The following is a 19811-nucleotide window of genomic DNA, read 5'->3' on the forward strand; positions in this document are numbered from 1 at the left end:
CGGCCCCGCTCCGCTCATCCGATCAGCAGGTGCCAGGCCCGTCAGCTCGCCCCGCACCTCCCGTTCTCGGCGCGAAGGGGCGGCCGCGGCGGTGCCGGGCCGGGACGGCCTGACGCCACTCCCCGGCGCCGTCGGCGACCCTCCCGGGCGTGCCGCGGATCCGCGCCCGGCCGGATCGATCCCGAGCTCGACGAGCTCGGCGGACCGGGTTCCGGCGAACATCCCGCCCTTGCGGACGGTGATCGCCCCTAGGGGGTAGCGTGGCCTGACGTGACCGCACCTGATCCCGTGGACGTACGTCTGCTCACCGCCGTCGCCGAATCCGGGCGCGCCGCGGTCCACGAGATCGCGTCGCGGCTCGGGATGGACGTCCGCGACGTGGCCGCCCGGCTCGCGGTGCTCTCCACCACCGGGCTGCCCATGGTCGTCGGCGTCGAGTGCGACCCGGTGGGCATCCGCAACGCGGTCGCCGCCGCGAACGCCTGGACCCAGGCCAGCGGCGGCTACCAGGTGCCCAACCCGCCCAGCGGCGGCTACCAGGTGCACGGCGGCCCCAGCGGAGCGCACAGCGGCGGGCATCCCGGCCAGAACCCGCCCAGTGGCCCGCAACCGTTCACCCCCGCGGGCCCGCCCGCCTCCTTCGGCCAGCCGCAGCAGGTCAGGCCCGCGCCGCCGCCCGCACCGCAGCAGGCGCAGCCGAACCCGTGGGGCCCGCCCGGATCAGCCGCGTGGGCGCGCGGCGACCAGCAGCGGCCCCCGCAGCCCGGCCAGCCCGCGAGCGGACCGCAGTCCGGGCCGCAACCGGCGCAGCAGCCGGCGAACCCGCACGCGCCGACCGCCAAGACCCCGGTGCCCGCCGCGGCCCGCACCGGCAAGGTCGGCAGCAAGCTCGACGTGGACGGCCCCGAAGGCGAGCGGATCACCATCCAGCTCGTCGAGGTCGTCGACCCGGCCGACTTCCTGTTCACCGCGGCCGGCTACCAGCTGCAGGAGGGCGAGCGCTCGGTCGTCGTGCACACCGAGCTCACCAACCGCAGCCCGATGCCGTTCATCTCGCTGCCCGACCTCTACCTGGTCCTGGTCGCCGAGGACGGGTCCACCGTGGGCAAGGCGCCGGTCGCGCTGTCCTCCCGGCCGCCGCACCGCATCGGCGTGCCGCCCGGCGAGACCGCGGGCGGGCACACCGTGTACGTGCTGCCGGAGGACACCGAGCTGTCCACGGTCCGCTGGGCCATGCGCCCCGGGGACGACCAGCGCACCCTCCACTGGGACATCACCGATCTCTGATTCCGCGCTCGCGCTGCTGAGCGGGGCGGTGGTGGGACCTCGCCCGTCCGCTCGCCGAGGGGGATCGTTCGCACCGGTGGCTCTGCGCCACAGGGGAAAGCGCCGTCCTCGCTGGAAGACGGCCGAGAACTCGCGTGGGGCGGCTTGCTCAGGTGGTCGCCGGTGACGGGAAGACGCCGGACCCACCGCGGGAGCCCGCAGCTGGTCCATCCACTTCGGACTCTCAGTTGCCGCGGCGGCGAACCCAGTCGAGGGGACCGCCGCGAGGGCGCTCCGGGCGGCGTTCGCGGCGTTGCAGGGTCGGCCAGTCACCCGCGTCCGCGGACGGGCCGGGTTCCGGATCGGCGCCGAGCACCGCCGGGCCCGCGCGGCCGACGTCCTCCGCCGCCAGCAGCTCCGCCAGCCCCTGCTGGCCGGGATCGGTCCGCTCCGCGTCGGTGGTGGGCCACCGCTCCTCGACCTCCGCGCGCTCGTCCCGCCGCGCGGACGCGGACGGCGGTGCACCGCCCAGCGGCAGACCCGCCGGCGGCGTCGGCGTGTCGTCGGTGAACTCCGCGCGACGCCCGTCGAACGTCCCGCTCGCTCCGGCCTGGGTCATCGGCCACTCCCCCCGCTGTTCCTGGATCAGCACGACCACGCTACGCGACCGGCTGGACCCGTCCGGACGACGATCGCCGCAACGCGCGTCCCGGCGGCGGGAGCGGGCGGCCGGCGGCTCAGGAGTCCTGTTCGCGGAGGGTGTCCAGGGCGCGCTGCAGGTCGTCCGGGTAGTCGCTGGTGAACGTCACCCACTGCCCGTCGGCGGGGTGCTCGAAGCCGAGCATCCGCGCGTGCAGCCACTGCCTGCCGAGCTGCAACCGCCGCGCCAGCACCGGATCCGCGCCGTAGGTGAGGTCGCCCGCGCACGGGTGCCGGACCGCGGAGAAGTGCACCCGGATCTGGTGCGTGCGCCCGGTCTCCAGCTTCACGTCCACCAGGGACGCGGCGCGGAACGCCTCCACCGTCTCGTAGTGGGTGATGCTGGGCTTGCCTCCGCTGACCACGGCGAACTTGTAGTCGTGCTTGGGGTGGCGGTCGATCGGCGCGTCGATGGTGCCGCTGCTCGGATCGGGGTGGCCCTGCACCAGCGCGTGGTAGCGCTTCTCCACGGTGCGCTCCTTGAACGCCCGCTTCAGCGCGGTGTAGGCGTGTTCGCTCTTCGCGGCGACCATGACGCCGGTGGTGCCCGCGTCGAGCCGGTGCACCACGCCCTGGCGCTCCGCGGCGCCCGAGGTCGCGATGCGCACGCCCGCGGCGGCGAGCCCGCCGATCACGGTGGGGCCCTCCCAACCGGGGCTGGGGTGCACGGCGACGCCGATGGGCTTGTCGACCACGACGATGTCGTCGTCCTGGTGCAGGATCCGCAGGCCCTCCACGGGCACCGCGACCACTTCCGGTTCGGGCCGCGCGTCGGGCAGCGTCACTTCCACCAGCCCGCCCGCGATCAGCCGGTCCGACTTGCCGACGGGAGCGCCGTCGAGCAGCACCTCACCGGATTCGGCGAGCCCCGCCACCGTGTTCCGGGACAACCCGAGCAACTTCGCCAGGCCCGCGTCGACCCGCATCCCTTCGAGGCCGTCGGGGACCGGGAGCATCCGCAGATCGCTCATGCCCGGTCCTCGCGCTTCTTCCGGGTGTGCACGGTGCCGTCGTAGTCGCGGCCGAGCAGCGACAGCAGCACCACGAGGATCCCGCCGCACACGATGGACGAGTCGGCGACGTTGAACACCGGCCACACGCTGCCGTCCGGCGCGAACAGCGACACGAAGTCCACGACGTGGCCGCGCAACGGCCCGGGCTCCCGGAACAACCGGTCGACCAGGTTCCCGCACGCCCCGCCCAGCACCAGGCCGAGCCCGACGGCCCACCCGGTGGAGCGCAGCTTCGGCGCCAGCCACACGATGACGCCGACCACGACGATCGCCAGCAGCGCCAGCAGCCAGGTCATGCCGGTGGCCAGCGAGAACGCCGCCCCCGGGTTGCGCACCAGCACCAGGTACACCGCCCCGCCGAACAGTTCCAGCGGCGGCTGCCCGTCGAGCCGCGCGACCGCGGCGATCTTGGTCACCACGTCCGCGGCGAGCAGCAGCGCGGCCACCCCGAACAGCAGCGCCAGCAGCTTCCGCGAGGCACGGCCACCGGCCGCCCCGACCGCGGTCGAACCGTCGCCGTCCGAACCCGGGTCCGGCTCGCTCGCGGCGGTACCGCCGTCCCCGCTCGCGGCGGGTCGCGCTTCCGGTTCTGAGGACGAGCCCTCGCCGGTGGCGGGGTTCGATCCGGGCTGCTCGGAGTCGGACTGCTCGGTGTTCACCCGGCCCATTCTCCCCGACCGCCGATCGGTCGTTCGCAGCGGCTCACGCCAACGCGGCGGGGAACTCGCGCGGGTCGTCGACGGGAACCCAGCGGCCGCCGTCGAGTTCGTAGCTCCACTGCGGACCGTGGGCGACGAGCCCGCGCAGCGCGGTGACGATCCGGTCCACGTGCTCGACGGTGGTGCCGAGACCGAGGCTGATCCGCACGGCGCGCTGCGCGTCGGTGCCCGCCAGCAGGTGCCGCACGGCCCGGTGCGCGCAGAACAGCCCGTCCCGCACGCCGATGCCGTGCTCCGCGGACAGCGCCGCCGCCAGCAGCCCGGGGTCCTGGCCGTCCACGGTGAAGCTGACCACGCCGACCCGGTCGTGCTCGGGGCCGAACAGACCCAGCTCGCGCAGCCCGGGAACGGTGGCGAGCCCGGCGCGGAGCCTGCGCAGCAGCAGGTCCTCGTGCCCCTCGATCGCCTCGGCGTGCTCGGCGAGCACCTCGCAGGCCTTGGCGAGCGCGTGCACCCCGACGGTGTTCGGCGAACCGGCCTCGTGCCGCTCCGGACCGGTGTTCCAGTCGATCTCGCCCGCGTCGGGGACCGATCGGGTGGCGCCGCCGCCGGCCAGGTACGGCTCGGCCCGGTCCAGCCAGTCGTCGCGGCCGATGAGCGCTCCCGCGCCGAACGGGGCGTAGAGCTTGTGCCCGGACAGCACGGCGTGGTCCACGCCGAGGTCGGCGATGCGCACCGGGCGGTGCGGGGCGAGCTGGGCGGCGTCGAGCACGGTGCGGGCGCCGTGCTCGCGGGCGACGCGGGCGAGCTCGGCGACCGGCCACAGCTCGCCGGTCACGTTGGACGCCCCGGTGAGCACGGCCAGCTTCGGCCCGTCGGCGCACTCGGCGAGCGCGGCGTCGAGCAGTCGCACCGCCTCCTGCGGGCTCTCCGGGATGCCGAGGTGGTGCACCCGCTCCCCCGCCCACGGCAGCAGCGCCGCGTGGTGCTCGGTGTCGAACACGACCACCGAGGTGTCCGCGGGAAGCGCGGCGGCCAGCAGGTTCAGCGCGTCGGTGGTGTTCCGGGTGAAGATCACCGAATCGGTGCGGCGGGCGCCGACGAACCGGCGCAGCGTCTCCCGCGCCCCCTCGTAGACCCGGGTGCACACCTGGGAGGCGAACCCGGCGCCGCGGTGCACGCTGGCGTACCAGGGCAGCAGCTCGTTCACGGCGTCGCGCACCGCGTTCAGGCAAGGCGCGCTGGCCCCGTGGTCCAGGTTGGCGTACTCGGCGGAACCGCCGGTGACCAGCGGAACCCGCAGCTGCGCGCCGACGACCGCGGGGACCGCGGGAACGGAGTCCACGACGGACCAGATCGGGGTTTCGGCGATCTCGCCGGTGGCGGAGCGGACGGCTGACGACACGATGCCTCCTAGGGCCTCACCGGGCCCGGAGCATTCGGGGCCCGCGCTTGCCGATCGCCCTGCGCGATCGGCCAGGTCCTCACCCGGGGCACCCCACCGCGGTAGGAGGGTTGCCGGCCAGCAAACCGGGGTTTCCCGCTGGCACTCATGACCTTCGACGGAGAAGACTAGGGATCGCCCCCGCCGCGCGCAACCACCCCGTGCGAAGTGGGAGGTGCGCCACGCCCGTCCGGGCGGATCCGCGGTGGTTCCCGCGGACCCGCCCGGCGGCGACCGATCAGACCCGTTCGACGGCGACCGAGACGTCCACGCCGTCCCCGACGCTGCCCGCGGAACCACCCGCGGCCGCGCCCTCGGACACGGCGTCGGCGAGCGTTTCGGCGGCGATGAACTCGCGGTGCGCGTCCACGGCGGCCAGCACCTCGGCCGGCGCGGAGACCTCGACGCGGATGCGGTCGGAGATCTCGAAACCGGCGTCCCGGCGCGCCTGCTGCACGACGCGCACCAGGTCGCGGGCCACGCCTTCGGCGGCCAGCTCCGGGGTGACGTCGCAGTCCAGCACCACCATCCCGGCGCCGCCCGGCAACGCGGCCGCGGCACCGGAGTCGGTGGACACCAGCCGCTCGGTGAACTCGCCCTCCTGCAGTTCGGTGCCGTCGGCGACCACGGCCCCGGCCGCGTTGCGGGTCCAGTCACCGGACTTCACGGCCTTGATCACCCGCTGCACGTCCTTGCCCAGCCGAGGTCCGGCGGCGCGGGCGTTCACGGCGATCTCGAACCGGCCGTGCGCGGCGACGTCGGTGGTCAGCTCGACCTCCTTGACGTTCACCTCGTCCCGGACCAGGTCGACGAACGGCCGCAGCGACTCGGCCTCCGGCATGGCCACGACCAGCTTCGCCAGCGGCAGCCGGACGCGGCGCGAGTTCGACTTCCGCAGCGCCAGCGCCGAGGAGCACACCTGCCGCACCCGGTCCATCGCGGAGACCAGCGCCGCGTCGGCAGGCAGCTCGTCGACCAGCGGCCAGTCCGACAGGTGTACCGAGCGGCCGCCGGTGAGCCCGCGCCACACCGCTTCCGCGGTCAGCGGCAGCAGCGGCGCCACCACCCGGCAGGTCACCTCCAGCACGGTGTGCAGGGTGTCGATGGCGTCGGCGTCCCCGGCCCAGAACCGGTCCCGGGAGCGGCGCACGTACCAGTTGGTCAGCACCTCCAGGAAGTCGCGGACAGCGGCGCACGCCCCGGCCGGGTCGAACACGTCCATCGCGGCCTGCACGTCGCCGACCAGCTCGTGCGCCTTGGCGAGCACGTAGCGGTCCAGCACGTGCTCGCTGTCCACCCGGAACCGGCCCTCGACTCCTTCGGCGTTGGCGTACAACGCCAGGAAGTACCAGGAGTTCCACAGCGGCAGCACCGCCTGGCGCACCGCGTCCCGGATGCCGCGCTCGGTGACCACCAGGTCTCCGCCGCGCAGGATCGGGCTCGCCATCAGGAACCAGCGCATCGCGTCCGAACCGTCGCGGTCGAAGACCTCGTTCACGTCCGGGTAGTTGTTCTTCGACTTCGACATCTTCATGCCGTCGTCGCCGAGCACGATGCCGTGCGCGACCACGTTGGAGAACGCGGGCCGGTCGAACAGCGCGGTGGCCAGCACGTGCAGCAGGTAGAACCAGCCGCGGGACTGGCCGTTGTACTCGACGATGAAGTCGCCCGGGTAGTGGTGCTCGAACCAGTCGGAGTTCTCGAACGGGTAGTGGACCTGCGCGAACGGCATCGCCCCGGACTCGAACCAGCAGTCCAGCACCTCCGGCACCCGCCGCATCGTGGACGCGCCGGTCGGGTCGTCCGGGTTCGGCCGGGTCAGCTCGTCGATGTTCGGGCGGTGCAGGTCGGCGGGCCGTACCCCGAAGTCGCGCTCCAGCTCGTCCAGCGAGCCGTACACGTCGGTGCGCGGGTACGCCGGGTCGTCCGAGGTCCACACCGGGATCGGCGAACCCCAGAACCGGTTCCGCGAGATGTTCCAGTCGCGGGCGTTGGACAGCCACTTGCCGAACTGGCCGTCCCGGATGTGCCCCGGCACCCAGTTGATCTGCTGGTTGAGCTCGACCATGCGGTCCCGGAACCGGGTGACGGCCACGAACCAGGACGACAGGGCCCGCTGGATCAGCGCGTTGTCGCAGCGCCAGCAGTGCGGGTACGGGTGGTCGTAGGTCTCGTGCCGCAGCAGCAGCCCGGCTTCCTTGAGATCCCGGATGATCTGCTTGTTCGCCTCGAAGACCTGCTGGCCCTCGTACGGCGCGACCTCGGCGGTGAACCGGCCCCGCGCGTCGACCGGGACGACCGGTTCGATGTCGTGCGCGTCGGTGACGGCCTTGTCCTCCTCACCGAAGGCGGGCGCGATGTGCACGACACCGGTGCCGTCCTCGGTGGTGACGTAGTCGGCGGGCAGCACCTGGTGGGCGTTGGGTCGCCCGGCGAAGAAGTCGAACGGCGGCCGGTAGCTCGTGCCGATCAGCTCGGCGCCGGTGAACCGGGCGACGACGCGGTCGGCGACGTCCTCGCCGAGCTCCCGCGCGTACGCGCCCAGCCGGGCCTCGGCGAGCACGTAGCGCTCCCCGCCCTGGCCGGGCTCCACCAGCACGTAGTCCACCTCGGGGTGCACCGCGGCCGCGAGGTTCGACGGCAACGTCCACGGGGTCGTCGTCCAGACCAGGGCCAGCGCCCCGTCGAACGCCTTGCCCGGCGCGACGAGCCGCAGGCCCACCGTCACCGCCGGGTCCTGCCGCTGCCGGTAGGTGTCGTCCATCCGCGTCTCGGTGTTGGACAGCGGCGTCTCGCAGCGCCAGCAGTACCAGAGCACCCGGAAGCCCTCGTAGACCAAGCCCTTGTCCCACAAGGTCTTGAACGCCCACATGACGCTCTCCATGTAGTCCACGTCGAGCGTCTTGTAGTCGTTCTCGAAGTCCACCCAGCGGGCCTGGCGGGTGACGTAGTCCTCCCACTCCCGCGTGTAGCGCAGCACCGAGGCGCGGCAGGCGTCGTTGAACTCGGCGACGCCCATCGACTCGATCTCGGACTTCGAGGTGATGCCGAGCTGCTTCTCCGCCTGCACCTCGGCGGGCAACCCGTGGCAGTCCCAGCCGAAGCGGCGCTCCACCCGGCGGCCGCGCATCGTCTGGTAGCGCGGCACCGCGTCCTTGACGTACCCGGTGAGCAGGTGGCCGTAGTGCGGCAGGCCGTTGGCGAACGGCGGCCCGTCGTAGAAGACGAACTCGTTCGAGCCGTTGACGCCCGCGTCCCTGGCCTGCACGCTCTCCCGGAACGTCCCGTCCGCGGACCAGAAGTCCAGCACTTCCCGCTCGACCTGCGGGAACGACGGTTGCGCGGCCACCCCGCGCTCCTGGGGGGCCTCTCGATCCGCGCCCTCCGGGGCGGCCGTTCCGCCGAATCGGACCTTCGGGTAAGCCATCGCGGGTGTTCTCCTCGCCGGTGTGTCGTCAGCAGCCGCACGGGCATCCGGACTCGATGCCCACACGGGGACGACACGGCGCGCGACCGGTCCGGCCGCCCGCGTCCCGCGGTACCACCCCGCTTGCCGCCGCAGAACGCGACGGCCACTCGTTGCCGGCTGTCACGGGCCGGACCCGTCCGGTTCTACTGGGGCGCTGCTCCCGCTGGAGCACTGCGCCCGTTCTTCCGGAGGCTCCCCGGTGATGGCCGGATCAACGCCGATGCGGGCCGGTCGCTCCCCGGCGACCAGCCCGCATTCAGCATAACCATTCGACGCCACCGGTTTTCCGCGGCCACCGCGGTCCGCGCCCAGGGCCCTGAGCGCTCCGCGGCGGATCCGCGTTCCCGGCGGTCCTGCTAGCGCGCGGCGCGCGCCTGTCCCGCCAGCACCGCGTCCGGGGTGCAGCGGGAGCAGGCCGTGAAGCCCAGTTCCCGGGCCTCCTTCACCGGCAGCCCCTGCACCTCGCGCTCGCCGAGCCAGTCGCAGCTCGCCAAGTGGTACCGGGGACGTTCGTCGACGACCACGACTTCGTCGTCCGATTCGGACACCAGCAGCGCGTCCGCCGCATCGGTGTCCTCCTCGTCCGGTTCCTCGTCGACGTCGACCTCGCCGGCCGGTGCCGCCGGGTCCTGCCCCGCCTCGCCCGCGGAGACCGGTTGCCGCGGCGGTGAGCTCGCTTCCCTCCGCCGCCGCAACCGTTCCACCACGAGCAGTGCCGCGGCCAGCACGCTGAGCAGCACCGACAACCACGCCCATTCCGGGCGTTGGACCAGCACCGACGTCACCAGCACGCCACCGGCCGCCAGGACCAGGAACAGCACTACCAACAACACGCCGAACTTCCCTTCACCGCACCGTGCGGGGACCCCCTTGTCCCCTCCGCAGCCGACCACCGGCGGCTCCTGGGCCGCGCGATGGCTCACGACCGGCGGATCCGGTCACCGGCCCGCTCAGCCGGCTTCGGCGGCCCGAGCTCCGAAGCTGTAGGTGTTCTGCTGGCCGGCAGCGCGGCTCCCGCTCTCGGCGGGTGCCGCCGATCCGCGGTCCTGCAGTTCACGCAGCTGCGATTCCAGGTAGGTCTGCAACCGGGTGCGGTACTCGCGCTCGAAGGTGCGCAAGGTGTCGATCTTCTTCTCCAGCGCGTTCTTCTCCTGGGTGATGTTGCCCATCACCTCGGCGTGCTTGCGCTGCGCGTCGCGTTCCAGACCGGCGGCCTTCTCCCTGGCCTGCCGCTCCAGCGTCTCGGCCCTGGTCCGGGCGTCGTTGAGCATCGTCTCGGCGCGGGTGCGCGCCTCGTTGACCATGCTGTCCGACTTCGACCGGGCGTCGGAGAGCAACTGCTCGGACTTGGTCCGGGCCTCCGAGAGCATGCCGTCGGCTTCGGCCTTCGCCTCGCCGGTCAGCCGGTCCGCCATCTCCTGGGCGAGCCCGAGGACCTTGGCGGCCTGCACGTGGTGGTCACCACCCGGCGAGGTCTGCTCGGCCGCGGTGGGAGCCGGGACCGGCGCGAGCCGACGCGGTTCCTCCACCGGAGCGGGGGCGGCGGGAACCGCGGACGCCTGACTGCGCGCGTCGTCGAGATCGACCTGCGCGGTCTGCAGCTGGCCCTCCAGCTGCTCTATCTGGCTCCGCAGGTCGTTGTTCTCCTCCACCAACCGGGCGAGCTCGGCTTCAACCAGGTCGAGGAAAGCATCCACCTCGTCCTCGTTGTAACCGCGCTTCCCGATCGGCGGTTTACTGAACGCGACGTTATGCACGTCGGCGGGGGTCAAGCCCACAAGATCACCTCACGCACTCTTCGGCTGCGGGTCACCCGGGTTCCCCGTTACCCGGACTGCGCCCATAGTCTCAACAGCAGCTGCATCAGTATGAACACAACCAGCAGCAGCACCATAATGGATAGGTCCAGCCCTACACCGCCGATCCGGACCGTCGGGATCACCCGACGCAGCAGCCGGATCGGCGGGTCGGTCACTGTGTAGATGCTCTCCAACGCGATTGCAACCCCTCCAGCGGGGCGCCAGTCGCGGGCGAACACCCGGACGAGCTCGATCACGATACGGGCCGTGAGCAGCAGCCAGAAGAAGAAGACCGCGTAGTAAAGGACGATCAGCGCCAGTTCCACAGCTCAACTCTGCCACCGGTCACCCGTAGTTGAAAAAGGCACCCTCGGCCAAGCGGCGCTTGTCCTCGGCTGCGACGTCCACGTTCGGGGGTGAGAGCAAGAACACCCGGTTGGTGACCTTCTCGATCGAACCGCGCATCGCGAAGGCCAGACCTGCGGCGAAGTCGACCAGACGCTTGGCGTCCGCTTCGTCCATCTCCGTCAGGTTCATGATCACAGGAGTGCCGTCCCGGTACTGCTCCCCGATCGTGCGGGCCTCGCTGTAGCTGCGAGGATGCAGAGTTGTGATCTTGCTCAAGTTGAAGTGGCTGCCGGTGTCGGTGACGGCCCGCAACCGGGAGACGGACTCCCGCTCGGCGGCCGTGCGCGCCGCGGTCTCCAGCGTCCACTGCCTGCGCGACGGCTTGACGTCGCGGTACTCCTCGCCGCGGTGACCGGTGTCCCGGTGCGCGGCCTCGCGGTGCCCGTGATCGTCGAATCCCTCGTCGGCGGCCGCCTCGTCCTGGTAGCCGCCGCGCACTCCGACGCGCCGCCGTCCGACCCGGTCGGCTGGCGCGTCGTACTCGCCCGCATCGCCGTACCGGTCGCCGTAGGGCTCGTCGTCGAAGTCGTCGACCTCGTCGGCGGGCACCATGCCGAAGTAGGCCTTCAGCTTGTGCATCGTGCTCATCGGCGTGCCCTTCCTCCGCGACTCCTCCGGAGCCGAGCGCGGTTCGACCGGCGTTCGACCCTCCGCCCAGGCTACGGCGAGATTAACCGCCGCCCTCCCAGCAGCGCTGTTCCGACACGCACCCTGGTGGAGCCGTGGGCCACAGCACTCTCCAGATCGCCGCTCATCCCCGCCGAGATCTCCCCAGCTTCGGGGTGGTCCCGGCGGAGCCGGGTGGAGATCGCCGAAAGTGTGTCGAAGGCCACGTCCGGCGCGGTGTTCTGAGGCGCCACGGCCATGACTCCGCGCAACCTGAGCTCATCCCGCGCGGCGATGTCGGCGGCGAGCGCGGGCACCTCGGCGGCGGGGCAGCCACCCCGGCCGGCCGCCTCGTCCAGGTTCACCTGAACGAGAACTTCGAGCGGGCGTGTCCGCTCTCCCGCGTCGAGCGCGTTGCGCACGGCACCGGCCAGCGCCTCCACCAGCCGCGGGCTGTCCGCGGACTCCACGACGTCCGCCCAGCGGGCGACCGAGCGCGCCTTGTTCCGCTGCAGCTGCCCGACCATGTGCCAGCGCGCCTCCGCGGCGGGGCGCAGGGCGGCCAGCTCGGCGACCTTCGGCCGGGCCTCCTGCTCGCGGTTCTCCGCGAACGAGACCAGGCCCAGATCGGCCAGCAGCGCCACGTCCCGCGCCGGGAAGGTCTTGGTCACCGCCAGCAGCTGCACGTCCGCCACCGGCCGCCCAGCGGCCGCACAGGCCGCCGCGAGGCGCTGCCGGATCGAGCTCAGGGACTCGGCGAGCTCCGCGCGGCGCTCGTCGTCCTCGCTCACGACTCCTCCCGCTCCGCCCACACCACGGCGGCGAACCGGCCCGTGCGGGGCCCGTCACGGCGGTGGCTGAACAGCTCGCGGCTCTCCATCGTGCAGCGCGGATCGATGCCGATCTTCGCGATCCCGGCGCCCGCCAGCTGCTCCCACAGCCCCGCGCGCAGGTCCAGCCCCGGCGTGCCCTTGCGGGTGCGGCAGGCGCTGCCGGGCAGGTACTCCTCGACGTCGTCGCGCATCGACTCGGGCACCTCGTAGCACTGGCCGCAGGCGGCGGGTCCCAGCAGCGCCTCGATGTCGTCGATGCGGGCGCCCGCGCCGCGCATCGCCTTCAGCGCCTCGACGAGGACGCCGACCCGGGCGCCGACCCGGCCCGCGTGCACCGCGGCCACCACGCCGGTCACCGGGTCGCCGAGCAGCACCGGCACGCAGTCCGCGGTGAGCACCGCCAGCGCCAGCCCGGGCTGCGCGCTCACCAGGGCGTCGGTGGCCTCCACCGGTTCCGGGCGCGGGCCGTCGACGAGTTCGGCGTTCTTGCCGTGGATCTGCTCCATCCACACCAGCCGCGACGGGTCCAGCCCGATGCCGGCGGCGAGCTTGCGCTCGTTGGCCGCGAGCGCCTCGGGGTCGTCGCCGACCCGGCCGCCGAGGTTGAACGAGTCGAACGGCGGCTTCGAGCTGCCGCCTTCCCGCGTGGTGATCACGCGCCGGATCCGCACTCCATCACTCCCGATCTCGAAGGGTCGTTGCCGACTGGCGGGGCGGCGTCCCGGAGCACCGGTGCCCGCACATGAGCGGGGCCCGGGACGAAGTCCGTCCCGGTGCCCATTCTGGCCCACGCTCGAAGGCGATCAGCGTCGCATGAACGGAGGAATGTCCACGTCGTCGTCGTTGTCGTCGGAGACCGGCACCGGCCGCGACGGCAGCTGACCGCTCATGCCCTGGGTGCCGGTGTGCGTCGGGTAGCCGCCGCCGGAGCGGGTCGGCACCGAGACGCCGGGCGTGCCGCCCTCGCCGTACGCGGGACGCCGCTCGTAGCTCTGGGCCTGCGGCTCGTAGCTCTGCGGCGGGGTGTACGGCTCGGGCTGCGGGGCCGGAGCGGGCGGTGCCTGCTCCGCGGGGGCCTGCTGCTGCGGCGCGGCGGGCTGCTCGGGAGCGGCCTCGGCCGTGCTGTCGACGACCTGTCCCTCCGTGACCTGACCCGCTTCGCCGCCCGCGACGGCGTCCCTGCCGCCGACCCTGGTCGGCTCCAGCTTCTTGTGGGTCGGCGCACCCGCGTCGAAACCGGCGGCGATCACGGTGACCCGCACCTCGTCGCCGAGCGAGTCGTCGATCACCGTGCCGAAGATGATGTTCGCTTCGGGGTGCGCGGACTCCTGCACCAGCGAGGCCGACTCGTTGATCTCGAACAGGCCGAGGTCGGAGCCGCCCGCGATGGCCAGCAGCACGCCGTGCGCGCCCTCCATCGAGGCCTCCAGCAGCGGCGAGTTGATCGCCTTCTGCGCGGCCTGCACGGCTCTGCCCTCCCCGCGCGCCGAGCCGATGCCCATCAAGGCGCTGCCCGCCCCGGACATGACGCTCTTGACGTCGGCGAAGTCGAGGTTGATCAGACCCGGCGTGGTGATCAGGTCGGTGATGCCCTGCACACCGGAGAGCAGCACCTCGTCCGCGGAGCGGAACGCGTCCATCAGGCTGACCCCGATGTCACCGAGCTGCAGCAGCCGGTCGTTCGGGATCACGATGAGCGTGTCGCAGCAGTCGCGGAGCTCCTTGATGCCCTGCTCCGCCTGGTTCGCCCGGCGCTTGCCCTCGAAGGAGAACGGCCGGGTCACGACGCCGATGGTCAGCGCGCCGAGCTTGCGCGCGACGTCGGCGATCACGGGGGCGCCACCGGTGCCGGTGCCGCCGCCTTCGCCCGCGGTCACGAAGACCATGTCGGCGCCCTTGAGGACCTCTTCGATCTCTTCCTTGTGGTCCTCGGCTGCCTTGTGCCCGACCTCGGGGGCGGCGCCCGCGCCGAGTCCTCGGGTCAGTTCGCGGCCGATGTCCAGCTTCACGTCGGCATCGGACATCAGCAGGGCCTGGGCGTCGGTGTTCACCGCGATGAACTCGACGCCCTTGAGCCCGACCTCGATCATGCGGTTGACGGCGTTGACGCCGCCTCCACCGATGCCGACGACCTTGATCACCGCGAGGTAGTTGTGCGGGGGCGTCATCGGGTCCGCCTTCCTGGTCGTGGCTGAGCGCTCTGCGTTGCTCGGACCGCCGCGGGAGCGGTCACCGTGGGAACCGGACAGTAGTCCGGGGCCGGCACGGGTACCGGTCGACGCCGGAGTGGTCCCGTGCGAGCACAAGATCGAAACGCGGTCAACCCCGTACCCGGTGCGGACCGTAGGCATGCCCGCGTCGCCGCGTCCAGCAGCCACGCCGGGAGTTCTCCCAGGTGTGTCATGCCACCCACGTCGCAGATCCGCCTCGACCGTCGTTCTCGCCTGCACGGTGATCGGCGCTGCGCGATCACCGATGTTCACCGTACCGCGCGGCCGGGCGTGCCGGGCGGCCCACTCGAAAAGAACGGCGCGGAAATCCGGACCGCGGTCGTCCGGATTCGCCGCCAGCATCGGTGGGACGAACCGGAACCGACGGAGGGGCACGACGATGGAACGACCGCTGCGGGGGAAGATCGCGCTGGTCGCGGGCGCGACGCGGGGAGCGGGCCGGGCGATCGCGGTGGAGCTGGGAGCCGCGGGCGCCGCGGTGTACGGCACCGGGCGCACCACGCGGGAGGCGCGCTCCGACTACGACCGGCCCGAGTCCATTGAGGACACCGCGGAGCTGGTGACGGCCGCGGGCGGCGAGGGCGTCGCGGTGCGGGTGGACCACCAGGTCCCGGAGGAGGTCCGGGACCTGGTCGCGCGGATCGAGCGGGAGCGCGGCCGGCTGGACCTGCTGGTCAACGACATGGGCGGCGAGCACCTGATGGACTGGCACAAACCGGTGTGGGAGCACTCGCTGGACCTGGGCCTGCGCAGGCTCCGGACCGGCATCGAAGCGCACCTGATCACCAGCCACTTCGCGCTCGCGCTGCTGTCCCGCACCCCGGGCGGGCTGGTGGTGGAGCTGACCGACGGCACCACCGAGTACAACCGGCGCTACCGCGCGGACTGCGGCGCGTTCTTCGATGTGACGAAGATCGCCGCGAGCCGGTTGGCGTTCGCCCAGTCCGAGGAGCTGCGCCCCCACGGCGGGACCGCGCTCGCGATCACCCCGGGCTGGCTGCGCTCGGAGATGATGCTCGACCACTTCGACGTCACCGAGCAGAACTGGCGCGAGGCAACCGAACCGCACTTCTCGATCTCGGAATCGCCGCACTTCGTCGGCCGCGGGGTCGCGGCGCTGGCGGCGGACCCGGAGGTGTCCCGCTGGGCCGGGCGCACCGTGTCCAGCTTCGAGCTCGCGGAGCACTACGGGTTCACCGACCTGGACGGTTCGCGACCGGATTCGTGGCGCTACATCGCCGAAGTCGTCGAAGCGGGGGCGCCGGAGGACACCACCGGGTACCGCTGATCCGCCGGCCGGTACAGCTCGGTGAGCTCGGCGGCGGTCCGCGCCATCCGCTCGGCCAGCTCCGCCGGGGCCAGCACCTGGACCCGCGCGCCGAGCCCGAGCAGCTGCGCGTGCGCGACCTCCAGGGACTCGACCGGCAGGGTGGTCGTCACCCAGCCCTGCTCGTCGGGTTCCCCGGCCGCGGCGCGCGCGTCCGCCGCTGCCGGGCCGCCGACCTGGCCGTGCAGGGCGGCGAGCGCGTCGGGAGCGATCCGGACGGTGATCTCCGCGCGCAGCAGGGCGCGTTCGAACTCGGCGCCGCGCCGCGCCCAGAACTCCGGCAGCGCGAACTCCGCGTCCCGCTCGAACGGACCGCCCACCTCCACCGATCGGAACCGGTCCACGCGGTACACCAGGAACCGGCCGCCGCAGCGCCCCGCCAGGTACCAGGCACCCGCCTTGAGGACCAGGCCGTGCGGCTCGATCTCGCGGTGCACCTCCCGGTCCCGGCGGCGGTAGGTGGCCCGCACCGCGCGGTCCTGCCACACCGCGTCGGCGAGCTCCGGCAGCAGCGGCGGCGTCTCGGTCTCCCGGAACCAGCCGGGCGCGTCCAGGTGGAAGCGCCGCGCGACCCGGTCCGGCGCGTCCCGGTGCCCCGGCGCGAGCGCGGCGGAGATCTTGCGGCGGGCGCTGCCGACGGCCTCGGTCAGCCCCATCTCGGCCGCCGGGCCGGGAATTCCGGCCAGCAGCAGCGCCTCGGCCTCCGCCCGGTGCAGCCCGGTGAGCCGGGTGCGGTAGCCGCCGAGCAGCCGGTAGCCGCCGTTGCGGCCGCGTTCCGCGTAGATCGGCACGCCCGCCTCCGTCAACGCCTGCACGTCGCGGGCGACGGTGCGTTCGGTGACCTCCAGCTCCGCGGCCAGCTCGGGCCCCGTCGCCGCGCCCCGGTTCTGCAGCAGCAGCACCAACGAGATCAACCGCGCCGCCCGCATCGCTCCCCCTCCGCCGGTGCCGAGGACGCTACGCCCGGCCCCCGACAGAGCCCGGTCACTTCAGCCCGGTGGTCTTCAGCGAGGAGATGAGCTTGCGCTGCCCCAGCAGGAACACCAGCACCGTCGGGATCGCGGCCAGCAGCGCCGCGGCGATCACGTACTGCTGCTTGGAGGCGTACTGCCCCTGCAACGAGGCGATGCCGACCTGCACCACCCGCAACGACTCGTCCTGGGCCACCGCCAGCGGCCACAGGAACGAGTTCCAGTTGGCGAGGAAGAACAGCACCGCCAGCGCGGCCAGCATCGGCCTGCTCAGCGGCAGCACCACGTGCCAGTAGGTGCGCCAGTGCCCGCAGCCGTCCAGCTGCGCCGCGTCCTCCAGCTCCCGCGGCACCCCCAGGTAGAACTGCCGCAGCAGGAAGATGCCGAACGCGTTGAACACGCCCGGCACGATCAGCCCCGCGTACGTGTCGACCATGCCGAGCGTCCGGACCACCAGGAACAGCGGCACCAGGATCACCGGCAGCGAGATCAGCAACGTCGCGATCACCGCGGCGAACGCGATCCCCCGCCCGCGGAAGTGCATCCGCGCCAGGGCGTAGGCGGCCATCGAGTGCACCAGCAACGCCAGCGCCGTCACCACCACCGAGATGAACGCGCTGTTCGCGAGGTAGCGCAGGAACGGCACCTCGGTCAGCACGTACCCCACGTTCTCCAGCGTCAACGCGCTCGGCCAGCCCACCGAGAACAGCTCCGCCGCCGGCCGGAACGCCGCCAGTAGCAGCCACAGCAGCGGCGCGATCGTCACCAGCGCCACCAGGTACGCCAGCAGCGCCCGCCCGCGGATCCCGCTACGCATCGAACCGGCCTCCTCGGGTCGCGGCGAACAGCACCCCGGTGATGGCGCCCAGCAGCAGCACCAGCAGCGCGCAGATCGCCGCCGCGTAGCCGAACCGGCCGAACTGGAACGCCTGCTGGTAGGCGTAGTACACGACGGTGGACGTCGCGTTCGCCGGGCCGCCCGAGGTGGTCACGAAGACCAGGTCGAACGCCTGCAACCCGGCCACCGCGTTCACCGTCGACGTGACCAGGACGAAGAAGCTCGTCGGCCGCAGCATCGGCCAGGTCACGTGCCGGAACCGGTGCCACGCGCCCGCACCGTCCACAGTGGCCGCGTCGTAGAGGTCCCCGGGGATGTCGTTCAACCCGCCGAGGAAGATCAGCATCTGGTAGCCCATCAGGAACCACACGCTGATCAGCACCAACGTGACCAGCGCCAGGTCCGGATCGCCCAGCCACGAGACGCCGTCCAGGCCGAACACCGCGAGCACCCGGCTCACCAGGCCCGTCTTGTCGGTGAGCAGGAACTGCCAGAGCAGCCCGATCACCACCAGGCTCACCGCGTTCGGCAGGAACAGCGCCGCGCGCACCGCCCCCACGCCCGGGAAGTGGTCCCGCACCAGCAGCGCCAGCGCCAGCCCGCACGCGAACACCAGCGGCACGAACAGTCCCGCGTACAGCGCGGTGATGCCGAAGCTGCGCCACAGCAGCCCGTCCCCCGCCATCAACCGGAAGTTGTCCAGCCCCGCCCACCCGACGTTGCCGAAACCGTCCACTTCGAACAATCCGACCACCAGCGCCAGCACCGTCGGCACGGCCACGAACACCAGCAGCCCCACCGCGTCCGGGGCGAGGAAGCCGAGCGCGGACCGGCCGTCGGAACGCCGGGCGCTCATTGGATAGCCGCCCCGTCGTAGCCCGCCAGGAACGTGTCGATCTGCTCGGACGCCGCCCCGGCGGCCTCGGCCGGGTCGGCCCCGTCGAGCTGGCAGGACTGCAGCGCGTCGGAGATCGCGCGGTACACCTCCGGCGGGTAGCGGGGTTCCGGACGCGCCTGCGCCATCACCTGGTCGGCGAACACCCGCATCGGACCGTCGTCGAAGGCGCCCTGGGCTTCGGCGGCGCGGCGCACCGAACGCCGGGGCGGGATCCCCGTCTTCGCCACGGTGTTCCACTGCCGCATCCGCTCCACCCCCGCCGGGTCGGACGAACCGAGCGCCCACGCCACGAACTCGGCCGCGGCCTCCGGGTTGGCGCCGTAGGCGTTCGCGACCATCGCCCAGCTGCCCAGCGCCGTGGTGGCGGTGCCGCCCGGCGGCGCGGGCATCGGCGTGACGCCGTAGCGGAAACCGGGCGCCTGCTCGGCGATCTCGGCGATGCCCCAGATCCCCAGCTGCTGCATCGCGCAGTAGCCCTGCGCCAGGTTCGAGATCGTGTCGTTGCCGCCCTCGCCGCGCACCCGGCGCGGAGCGGCACCGGAGCGGACCGCGTCCTGCCACAGCCGCATCGCCCGGTGCGCGGCCGGCGAGTCGAACGCGCTGCGCCGCAGGTCCGGGGTGAACACGTCGCCACCGGCCATCCACAGCCACGGGTACCAGGTGAAGTTCTGGTAGTAGCCCGGGTTCGTCTCGAACAGCATCCCGAACCGGTCCGGGGTGGTCAGGCGCTCCGCCAGGCCCAGCAGCTCGTCCCACGTACCCGGCAGGTCGCCTTCCGCGAGCCCCGCACGCTCGAACGCGTCCTCGCTGTAGAACAGCGCCAGCGGTTCGATCTCCATCGGCAGCCCGTACACCCGGTCGTCGACCAGCCGCGTCGCCAGCACCTCCGGCAGGAAGTCCTCCCGCACGCCCGGTTCGAGGTGCGGGGTGAGGTCGGCCAGCGCGCCCCCGTTGTAGTAGCGCAGGAAATCGCCGGGGCTCAGCAGGAACACGTCCGGACCGGCACCGGCGCTGAACGAGGTCTGCAAGGTCGGCCCGGCCTTGTAGTCCTTGTTCGGCACGTACCGCAGCCGCACCCGCACCTCGTGCGTGGCGTTCCACTCCGCCGCGAGCCTGCTGATCCAGTCGCTCTGGCTCTTGTTCTGCCCGCCCGGCCCGTAGAAGTTCCACAGGCTGATCTCGCCCGGATCCCGCGCCGGCGCGCACCCGGCGGCACCCGCGAGCAGCACCGCACCCGCCCCGAGGGCGGTCCGGCGGCTGATCGCGGGCACGTCGCGCATCTGATTCCCCCAGAAATCGATTGCCGAACGCTATTCCCGGCGATCGAACACGGTCAATGCGCCATTGGTG

Annotated in this window: 18 protein-coding genes and 1 riboswitch; of the genes, 2 read left to right on the forward strand and 16 right to left on the reverse strand. The window is 72.6% G+C overall.

Going from position 1 to position 19811, the window contains the following annotated elements; translation table 11 throughout:
• Positions 1–270 precede the first annotated feature (270 nt).
• Positions 271–1287: an AsnC family protein gene (locus LCD35_RS15775; protein WP_225044393.1), complete on the forward strand. Its 1017-nt coding sequence runs from the start codon at positions 271–273 to the stop codon at positions 1285–1287.
• 223 nt (positions 1288–1510) lie between these two features.
• Here LCD35_RS15775 and LCD35_RS15780 read toward each other — a convergent pair whose 3' ends face one another.
• The 12 genes from LCD35_RS15780 to ftsZ all read right to left on the reverse strand — a co-directional run bounded on the left by LCD35_RS15780 (position 1511) and on the right by ftsZ (position 14364).
• A complete protein-coding gene (locus LCD35_RS15780) occupies positions 1511–1885 on the reverse strand; it encodes a hypothetical protein (RefSeq protein WP_225044394.1) in 375 nt (124 codons plus the stop codon).
• Positions 1886–2003: 118 nt separating this feature from the next.
• Positions 2004–2921, reverse strand: coding sequence for an RluA family pseudouridine synthase (locus LCD35_RS15785; RefSeq protein ID WP_374108087.1), 918 nt, complete (start codon positions 2919–2921; stop codon positions 2004–2006).
• Positions 2922–2932: 11 nt separating this feature from the next.
• Entirely contained in the window at positions 2933–3646 is a 714-nt protein-coding gene (gene lspA, locus LCD35_RS15790; RefSeq protein ID WP_224959336.1) for a signal peptidase II, read from the reverse strand.
• 34 nt (positions 3647–3680) lie between these two features.
• Positions 3681–5009, reverse strand: a complete 1329-nt coding sequence (locus LCD35_RS15795) for an aminotransferase class V-fold PLP-dependent enzyme (RefSeq protein ID WP_224966952.1) — start codon at positions 5007–5009, stop codon at positions 3681–3683.
• Between the two features lie 71 nt (positions 5010–5080).
• Positions 5081–5195: riboswitch (SAM riboswitch) on the reverse strand.
• A gap of 124 nt (positions 5196–5319) precedes the next feature.
• A complete protein-coding gene (gene ileS, locus LCD35_RS15800; protein ID WP_225044396.1) occupies positions 5320–8508 on the reverse strand; it encodes an isoleucine--tRNA ligase in 3189 nt (1062 codons plus the stop codon).
• A gap of 398 nt (positions 8509–8906) precedes the next feature.
• Positions 8907–9383, reverse strand: a complete 477-nt coding sequence (locus LCD35_RS15805; RefSeq protein ID WP_224959334.1) for a hypothetical protein — start codon at positions 9381–9383, stop codon at positions 8907–8909.
• A 117-nt stretch (positions 9384–9500) separates the two neighbouring features.
• Complete coding sequence (locus LCD35_RS15810) at positions 9501–10328, reverse strand: DivIVA domain-containing protein (protein WP_225044397.1); 828 nt, start codon at positions 10326–10328, stop codon at positions 9501–9503.
• A 47-nt stretch (positions 10329–10375) separates the two neighbouring features.
• Positions 10376–10675, reverse strand: a complete 300-nt coding sequence (locus tag LCD35_RS15815) for a YggT family protein (protein ID WP_224959332.1) — start codon at positions 10673–10675, stop codon at positions 10376–10378.
• A 19-nt stretch (positions 10676–10694) separates the two neighbouring features.
• Positions 10695–11345 carry a cell division protein SepF gene (locus tag LCD35_RS15820; RefSeq protein ID WP_224977794.1) on the reverse strand — a complete coding sequence of 217 codons (651 nt, stop codon included), beginning with the start codon at positions 11343–11345 and terminating at the stop codon, positions 10695–10697.
• Between the two features lie 71 nt (positions 11346–11416).
• Positions 11417–12154: a YggS family pyridoxal phosphate-dependent enzyme gene (locus LCD35_RS15825; RefSeq protein ID WP_224959330.1), complete on the reverse strand. Its 738-nt coding sequence runs from the start codon at positions 12152–12154 to the stop codon at positions 11417–11419.
• The gene (gene pgeF / locus LCD35_RS15830; RefSeq protein WP_224959329.1) at positions 12151–12867 is read right to left on the reverse strand and encodes a peptidoglycan editing factor PgeF; all 717 of its coding nucleotides are present in this window, start codon (positions 12865–12867) and stop codon (positions 12151–12153) included. The genes LCD35_RS15825 and pgeF overlap by 4 nt, the downstream gene beginning before the upstream one ends.
• Positions 12868–12999: 132 nt before the next feature.
• A complete protein-coding gene (ftsZ, locus tag LCD35_RS15835; RefSeq protein WP_224959325.1) occupies positions 13000–14364 on the reverse strand; it encodes a cell division protein FtsZ in 1365 nt (454 codons plus the stop codon).
• Positions 14365–14806: 442 nt separating this feature from the next.
• Between ftsZ and LCD35_RS15840 the strand changes: the two genes are divergently transcribed.
• Positions 14807–15715: an SDR family oxidoreductase gene (locus LCD35_RS15840; RefSeq protein ID WP_224959323.1), complete on the forward strand. Its 909-nt coding sequence runs from the start codon at positions 14807–14809 to the stop codon at positions 15713–15715.
• Here the strand turns inward: LCD35_RS15840 and LCD35_RS15845 are convergent.
• From LCD35_RS15845 to LCD35_RS15860, 4 genes are read right to left on the reverse strand one after another with little or no spacing between them, the layout of a single operon-like run.
• Entirely contained in the window at positions 15658–16683 is a 1026-nt protein-coding gene (locus LCD35_RS15845; RefSeq protein ID WP_224959322.1) for a YafY family protein, read from the reverse strand. The two genes, LCD35_RS15840 and LCD35_RS15845, sit on opposite strands and share 58 nt — an antisense overlap.
• 55 nt (positions 16684–16738) lie before the next feature.
• On the reverse strand, positions 16739–17542 hold the full coding sequence (locus LCD35_RS15850) for a carbohydrate ABC transporter permease (RefSeq protein ID WP_224959321.1): 804 nt from the start codon (positions 17540–17542) through the stop codon (positions 16739–16741).
• Positions 17535–18419 carry a carbohydrate ABC transporter permease gene (locus LCD35_RS15855; protein WP_224959320.1) on the reverse strand — a complete coding sequence of 295 codons (885 nt, stop codon included), beginning with the start codon at positions 18417–18419 and terminating at the stop codon, positions 17535–17537. Before LCD35_RS15855 ends, LCD35_RS15850 begins: the two co-directional genes overlap by 8 nt.
• Positions 18416–19741 (reverse strand): sugar ABC transporter substrate-binding protein, encoded by a 1326-nt coding sequence (locus LCD35_RS15860; protein ID WP_224959319.1) that lies wholly within the window; start codon positions 19739–19741, stop codon positions 18416–18418. Before LCD35_RS15860 ends, LCD35_RS15855 begins: the two co-directional genes overlap by 4 nt.
• Between the last annotated feature and the right edge of the window lie 70 nt (positions 19742–19811).

Source organism: Saccharopolyspora sp. 6V, from assembly GCF_020176785.1.
Taxonomy (GTDB): Bacteria; Actinomycetota; Actinomycetes; order Mycobacteriales; family Pseudonocardiaceae; genus Saccharopolyspora_C; species Saccharopolyspora_C gregorii.

Coding starts and splice junctions, on each gene's coding strand:
- LCD35_RS15780 (WP_225044394.1), bottom strand. CDS start 1,885: ATGACCCAGGCCGGAGCGAGCGGGACGTTCGACGGGCGTCGCGCGGAG.
- LCD35_RS15785 (WP_374108087.1), bottom strand. CDS start 2,921: ATGCTCCCGGTCCCCGACGGCCTCGAAGGGATGCGGGTCGACGCGGGC.
- lspA (WP_224959336.1), bottom strand. CDS start 3,646: ATGGGCCGGGTGAACACCGAGCAGTCCGACTCCGAGCAGCCCGGATCG.
- ileS (WP_225044396.1), bottom strand. CDS start 8,508: ATGGCTTACCCGAAGGTCCGATTCGGCGGAACGGCCGCCCCGGAGGGC.
- LCD35_RS15820 (WP_224977794.1), bottom strand. CDS start 11,345: ATGAGCACGATGCACAAGCTGAAGGCCTACTTCGGCATGGTGCCCGCC.
- ftsZ (WP_224959325.1), bottom strand. CDS start 14,364: ATGACGCCCCCGCACAACTACCTCGCGGTGATCAAGGTCGTCGGCATC.
- LCD35_RS15840 (WP_224959323.1), top strand. CDS start 14,807: ATGGAACGACCGCTGCGGGGGAAGATCGCGCTGGTCGCGGGCGCGACG.
- LCD35_RS15845 (WP_224959322.1), bottom strand. CDS start 16,683: ATGCGGGCGGCGCGGTTGATCTCGTTGGTGCTGCTGCTGCAGAACCGG.
- LCD35_RS15850 (WP_224959321.1), bottom strand. CDS start 17,542: ATGCGTAGCGGGATCCGCGGGCGGGCGCTGCTGGCGTACCTGGTGGCG.
- LCD35_RS15855 (WP_224959320.1), bottom strand. CDS start 18,419: ATGAGCGCCCGGCGTTCCGACGGCCGGTCCGCGCTCGGCTTCCTCGCC.
- LCD35_RS15860 (WP_224959319.1), bottom strand. CDS start 19,741: ATGCGCGACGTGCCCGCGATCAGCCGCCGGACCGCCCTCGGGGCGGGT.